General features: G+C 56.4%; 5 protein-coding genes. All 5 read left to right on the plus strand.

The window, feature by feature from the left end; translation table 11 throughout:
* The first annotated feature begins 138 nt into the window (after window positions 1-138).
* The 5 genes from ABD76_RS04795 (at window position 139) to aroF (ending at window position 5,088) form a co-directional block, all read left to right on the plus strand.
* On the plus strand, window positions 139-828 hold the full coding sequence (locus tag ABD76_RS04795; protein WP_197254676.1) for a response regulator transcription factor: 690 nt from the start codon (window positions 139-141) through the stop codon (window positions 826-828).
* Window positions 828-2,294 carry a sensor histidine kinase gene (locus tag ABD76_RS04800; RefSeq protein ID WP_197254678.1) on the plus strand — a complete coding sequence of 489 codons (1,467 nt, stop codon included), beginning with the start codon at window positions 828-830 and terminating at the stop codon, window positions 2,292-2,294. Before ABD76_RS04795 ends, ABD76_RS04800 begins: the two co-directional genes overlap by 1 nt.
* A 48-nt stretch (window positions 2,295-2,342) precedes the next feature.
* On the plus strand, window positions 2,343-3,293 hold the full coding sequence (locus tag ABD76_RS04805; RefSeq protein ID WP_197254680.1) for a 4-hydroxy-3-methylbut-2-enyl diphosphate reductase: 951 nt from the start codon (window positions 2,343-2,345) through the stop codon (window positions 3,291-3,293).
* Between the two features lie 50 nt (window positions 3,294-3,343).
* Window positions 3,344-3,811 (plus strand): DUF2062 domain-containing protein, encoded by a 468-nt coding sequence (locus ABD76_RS04810; RefSeq protein WP_338125044.1) that lies wholly within the window; start codon window positions 3,344-3,346, stop codon window positions 3,809-3,811.
* Window positions 3,812-4,026: 215 nt separating this feature from the next.
* Window positions 4,027-5,088 carry a 3-deoxy-7-phosphoheptulonate synthase gene (gene aroF, locus ABD76_RS04815; protein WP_197254682.1) on the plus strand — a complete coding sequence of 354 codons (1,062 nt, stop codon included), beginning with the start codon at window positions 4,027-4,029 and terminating at the stop codon, window positions 5,086-5,088.
* Window positions 5,089-6,339: the final 1,251 nt, after the last annotated feature.

Here is a 6,339-nt window from a genome sequence, read left to right on the forward strand (position 1 = left end):
GGCCCGGGCGCAGCGGGAGAGGAAGCATAGGACGGCCTGCGCCGTTCTTGGCTTCCTTTTCGCTATTCGGGCGGCGAATGGCAGTAAGGAAGAAGAGGGAAGAGAATGATAATCTACGGGTGAAGAGGGGCTGGTAGGATGACGCGTTCAACGATTATGGTCGTGGATGACGATGAGAAAATTACGTCCATGCTGAGGCGTGGCTTGGTGTTCGAAGGATATGAAGTCCGGACGGCGACGAATGGCAGCGAGGGCTTGCGCGAGATGATGATCCGCGAGCCCGATTTGCTGATCCTGGATGTGATGATGCCGGAGGTGGACGGCTGGGAGGTATGCCGCAGGCTGCGGGAAGCGGGCAGCAATGTGCCGGTGCTGATGCTGACCGCGAAGGACGAGGTGCAGGACCGGGTGCACGGGCTGGATCTCGGAGCCGACGATTATCTCGTCAAGCCGTTCGCGCTGGAGGAACTGCTGGCCCGCGTGCGCGCCTTGCTGCGCCGCCGGGCCGAGGGCGAGGGCGGGACGCACCGCTTGACGTTCGAGGATGTCGTGCTTGATCTGCATACCCGGGAAGTGCTTCGCGACGGCAAGCCGATCGAGCTGACGGCGAAGGAGTTCGAACTGCTCCATCTGTTCATGCAGAATCCGAAGCGGGTGCTGCCGCGCGACGTCATTATGGAGAAAATATGGGGCTATGACTACAGCGGAGAATCGAATGTGCTTGAGGTGTATATCGCCATGCTGCGCCAGAAGACGGAAGAACATGGAGGCAAGCGTATCATCCAGACCATTCGGGGAACGGGCTACGTCTTGAGAGGAGATAATTAATGTCCATTCGGCTGCGGCTTACGGTATGGTATTCCGTCCTGCTCGCGTTTACCCTGCTCTTATTCGGAATCGCCATCTACACCTTTGTCGACTACAACACATACGCGCATATTAAGTCGCGCATTCAGGCCCAGGTCAACCAGTTGAAGGTGCTCCCGACGCTCGATCTGCAGAATCGCTTCGACTTCGATGTTCCCAAATCCGACGTGAAGCGGCTGGAGGATGCCGAGCTGTATATTCAGATTGTCAGCTTCCGCAACAAAACGCCTCGCATGTCGCCGAATCTGTCGGAGCTCGGTCTTAATATACCGATGCCGCAGAGGGCGGCGCAGATTAAAGAGGGCTACCGCAAAATCGAAGTAAGCGGCTATGAATTTCTTGTCTATGAAAATGCAATCGTGCTAGGTGATCAGGTTGAGGGCGCCTTACAGGTATTCGCCTTCACCGGGCGCGAAGCCCTGTTCACCAAAGAACTGCGAAGTATCCTTATCATCGCGTCGATGGTCACGATCGTGCTGGCCTTCTCGCTTGGCCTGTTCCTCGCCCAGAAATCGCTGCGGCCGATCGAGAATATCATCCGGGCTACGGACCGCATTCAGAAGGGGGCCGACCTGAGCGTCCGCATTCCGCGCGAAGGTCCGTCCGACGACGAGATCGGACAGCTCACCGACCGGATCAACAGCATGCTGGGCCGGATGGAGACGTTCTATAACGAGCTGGACGAGGCGTATCGGGCGCAGCGCCGGTTCGTGTCCGATGCGTCCCATGAGCTGCGGACGCCGCTGACGACGATTCGCGGCAATGTCGATCTGCTTCAGAAAATGTGGATGAAGCAGCAGGAGCCGATCCAGATGAGCCAGAGCGACCGGGAGCAGATGTCGCTGGAAGCGCTGCGCGATATCGCGGACGAGTCGGAGCGCATGAGCCATCTCGTGAATGATTTGCTGTCGCTTGCCCGCGCCGATGCCGGCTATGTGATGAGCAAGGTGCTCGTCGAGCTGAAGCCGATGGTCGAGGAGGTCGTGCGCCGGGCGCAGTTCCTCCCGCGCAAAGCGGAATGGGAACTCGGCGATATCGATGTGCTGGAAGATTTGTATGTGTACGGCAACAAGGATTATTTGCAGCAGATGCTTTTCATTTTCATTGAGAATGCGTTCAAATATACCCCGGAAGGCAAGGTACGGCTGACGGCGCTGCGGCAGGATAACCAGATCGGATTGAAGGTGGACGATACGGGAATCGGCATGAACGAGAAGGAAGTGCCGTATATCTTCGAGCGTTTCTATCGGGCCGACGTGTCCCGCGGCGTAACATCGGGCACCGGGCTGGGGCTGGCGATAGCCAAATGGATTATCGATGAACACCGGGGTTCGGTCGAGGTCGTCACGAAGCCGGGGAAAGGAACCTCGTTCATCGTGTGGCTGCCGCTGGCTACGGTCGACGGAAGCGGAGATTATCCGGTATAATGGAGAAGCGGATGTCAGACGCAGTATAATGAGAAGGCAGGTGTACCGATGGAAGTCAGGAAAATTACACCGCGTGGCTATTGCTATGGCGTCGTGGATGCGATGGTGCTGGCACAACAGACGGCGCGCAATCTGGATTTGCCCCGTCCGATTTATATATTAGGGATGATCGTTCATAACCGTCACGTAACGGATGCGTTCGAGGACGAGGGCATCATTACGCTGGATGGGGCGAACCGCCTGGAGATTCTGGATCAGATCGATTCCGGGACGGTGATCTTTACGGCGCACGGCGTATCCCCGGAAGTGCGGAAGAAGGCCCGGGAGAAGGGGCTGACCACCGTCGATGCGACATGTCCCGATGTGACGCGCACGCATGATCTGATTCGGGAGAAGACGGCCGAAGGTTACGAGATTATTTATATCGGCAAAAAAGGCCATCCTGAACCGGAAGGCGCCATGGGCGTAGCCCCGGACAAGGTGCATCTGATCGAGACGGAAGCGGAGATCGCCGATCTGAAGGTTGGCACGGATCGCCTCGTCATTACGAATCAGACGACGATGAGCCAGTGGGATATCAAGCATATTATGAATCGGCTTATCGCCCGCTTCCCGACGGCAGAGATTCATAACGAGATCTGCATGGCGACGCAGGAGAGACAGGCGGCGGTGGCCGAGCAGGCCACAGGCTGCGACCTCGTCATCGTCGTGGGAGATCCGCGGAGCAACAACTCCAATCGACTGGCCCAGGTCTCGGAGGAGATTGCCGGCGTCCGTGCCTACCGCATCTCCGATCTGTCGGAATTGAAGCGGGAATGGCTCGATGGGGTCCGAATCGTCGGCGTGACCTCCGGCGCGTCAACGCCGACGCCGATTACGAAGGAAGTCATCGCTTATTTGGAGCAGTACGACCAGAATAACCCGGAGACATGGGAATTGAAGCGGACCGTGAATATGAAGAAGCTGCTTCCGGTCATTCGCGAGAAGTCGAAGTCATGAACTAGGGCTGCCATCAACGGATCGACGATACACTCGAGAGAAGGAAAATTGTGAAAAGATGGTTGAAGTACCAGTTCCTGAAGCTTATTCGAACCCGAGGCGCCGCCGCACTGGTTGCGAGAGGCTTCTGCATCGGACTGGCCGTTGAAATGTTCACCCTGCCGACGGCAGGGCTGGCGTTCTTCCTCATCTTTCCTCTGGTGTACTTGATGAGGGGGAGGCTGGCTGCCGCTCTGATCGGCTTCGCATTCGGGAAGCTGATCTATATTCCGGTCGCTGTCGTCAATGAGCGGGTAGGGCATTGGGTTCTGCCCCTGCATTGGACGGTTCATGCGGCCGCGCTGCCGGACTGGCTGAACCGGCTTCTGACCATCAACATGAATCTGATTGTAGGCGGAATGATTGACGGAGCCTTGATGGCGCTTCTGTTGTATATCCCAATGAAGCGGTTCCTGCTGGCCATGCAGAAGCGGCGCCGGCAGAAACGCCGCCATTATCATGGTCACGCTCACGGATAAAGAAAAGCTCTTTTCTGCCGGCCGAACGGTCCGGGCAGAAAAGAGCTTTCTTTTATTTCCCGGGACATAACGGGTGGCGGGGAACGGATGAGGAAAAAAGGATTGACGAAGGGCGGGATTTTCGTTATAGTTGCTTTAATAGATAAAAGCTTGAAAGCGTATAAGCGTTGAAATGAGAAAGTGATGAACCGACAGTAAAGAAAGGATGTAGTACCATGATCGTTATCGTCTCGAATCAGACTCCGGAAGAGCGGGTGGCGGAGCTTGTAAGCCTCATCGAGAAGGCCGGCAACCAGGCCCATATCTCGCGCGGAACGGATCGAACCGTCATTGGCATTATCGGTAAAGCAGAGCCTCAACTGGCTGAACATCTTAGACAAATGAAAGGCGTCGAGAACGTGATTAAAATTACGAAATCATATAAGCTCGCTAGCCGTGACTTTCATCCGGAAGATACGGTAATTCATATTAAAGGCGTGGAAATCGGCGGCGGCAATCTCGTCGTCATGGGCGGCCCGTGCGCGGTGGAATCGCCGGCGCAGATTGATGAGATCGCGCGCCTGGTGAAGGCGGCGGGCGGACAAATCTTGCGCGGAGGGGCCTTCAAGCCGCGGACAGGACCGTACAGCTTTCAAGGAGTCGGCGCAGAAGGGTTGGTCATGATGGCCGAGGCCGGGAGCAAGCACGGGCTGTTGACGATTACGGAGGTCATGACGCCGGAATACGTCGATATTTGTGCGGAGTACGCGGATATTCTCCAAGTCGGAACGCGCAATATGCAGAACTTCGATCTGCTGCGCAAGCTGGGCGAATGCGGCAAGCCGGTCTTGCTCAAGCGCGGATTCAGCGCCACTTATGATGAGTGGCTGAATGCGGCCGAATATATTTTGGCCGGCGGCAATCCGAATGTCATGCTGTGCGAGCGCGGCATTCGCACCTTTGAGACGTATACCCGCAACACGCTGGATCTGACCGCCATTCCGGTCGTGAAGCAGTTGAGCCATCTGCCGGTCATCTCCGATCCGAGCCACGGCACGGGCCGCCGCGAGCTGGTGGAGACGATGTCCAAGGCATCGGTGGCCGCCGGAGCGGACGGATTGATCATCGAGATGCATACCGATCCGGACAACTCGATGACCGGAGACGGGGTGCAGTCGCTGTTCCCGGATCAATTCGCCAATCTGCTGCGCGAGCTGGAGCAGCTTGCCCCGCTGTGCGGCAAGACGTTCCGTACGGAGAAAATGGAGCCGTCCCATTTCGCCGCATGGGTCAAGTAAACCTAATGATGAAGTGAAGAAGAACAGTCTCTTTCTATGAGGAAAGAGGCTGTTTTTTCTTTCGCGGAAACAGGGGGCGCTGGTTGCGCATTGCCCGCGCGCCGGACATGCCGCTGCTGCTCATGGCATGCGTCTAGCGTGCATATGACGGGGCCCTGCGGGTAGCGTGGGCACGGGGGAGCCCTGCGGGTAGCGTGGACATGGCGGGGGTCCTGCGAGCTAGCGTGGGCATGGCGGAGCCCTGCGGCTTGGCGTGGGCAGGCGGGGCCATGGGGCTAGAGTGGGCATGGCGGGGGTCCTGCGGGCTAGAGTGGGCATGGCGGGGGTCCTGCGGGCTAGCGTGGGCATGGCGGGGGTCCTGCGGGCTAGCGTGGGCATGGCGGAGTCATGGGGCTAGCGTGCAGATGACGGGGGCCCTGGGCCTAGCGTGCACTGTCGGGCCCTTGTGGCAGAGGCGCTCCGCGGCTGTGCCCATATGCCTAGTAGCGGCTATGTTCGTGTACCTAGTGGCAGATGCGACTGTGGGTTTGGGGGACTCTTCGCAAAGCGTTGAGCGCTATGCGACAAATTCGAACGAGCGGGCTCGTGGGTGTCCGGATGACAAGGCATGGCTAGTGTCATAGTCCCGCTAGGGGCTTAACGGCCATGCGCAGGTCATGAGTCGCTAGCGAACCGGCGTGAAGCAGTGTGCGCGTATGTGGGACTATGGGCTGAACGTGACGTAAAGGTGCTTCCGCCTATGCGCTCTGGTGGGATAGCCTACGGCCGAGTGATGCGTCGGTTTTCGGTCCCTACTCAATGAATGCTGCAATTTTACAGTATTTTATTCGTCTAGCAGGTAGATTAAGTGAAATTGATGCAAATATACATCAATTCTCCACTAGCGTTGCATCGAGCGGTTAGTTCATAATTCATAATCTAATTTCAATTAACATCAATATATGATATATATTTACATCTGCAATGTCCGCGCTAAGTCTAAAAAAGTCGAGCTGGAAATAGACCCTGCGCGTTATCCATTATATGTAAAAGTATTTTTCGTTTGTCATTACCTCACAATCAGTTTCGGTTTCATCGACTTCGTTGCCTTTTTCGGACGTCTCCCATTTCGCTTTGGTCGTCCCCTAGATGTTCGGGTCGGCTTGCGGTTGAGTGCAGCGATCAAATTTTCCCATGGTTTTTCCGCATAGATGCGAATCAACTGAAGGAGATCCCATGTCGACTTATTACAGTCCAATGTTAGTTTAATTA

The sequence above is a fragment of the Paenibacillus dendritiformis genome, from assembly GCF_015845845.1.
In the GTDB taxonomy this organism is placed as follows: domain Bacteria; phylum Bacillota; class Bacilli; order Paenibacillales; family Paenibacillaceae; genus Paenibacillus_B; species Paenibacillus_B dendritiformis_C.

Bases quoted from the DNA above. Each gene is read 5' to 3' on its own strand.
- ABD76_RS04795 (WP_197254676.1), top strand. From the start codon at position 139: ATGACGCGTTCAACGATTATGGTCGTGGATGACGATGAGAAAATTACG.
- ABD76_RS04800 (WP_197254678.1), top strand. From the start codon at position 828: ATGTCCATTCGGCTGCGGCTTACGGTATGGTATTCCGTCCTGCTCGCG.
- ABD76_RS04805 (WP_197254680.1), top strand. From the start codon at position 2,343: ATGGAAGTCAGGAAAATTACACCGCGTGGCTATTGCTATGGCGTCGTG.
- aroF (WP_197254682.1), top strand. From the start codon at position 4,027: ATGATCGTTATCGTCTCGAATCAGACTCCGGAAGAGCGGGTGGCGGAG.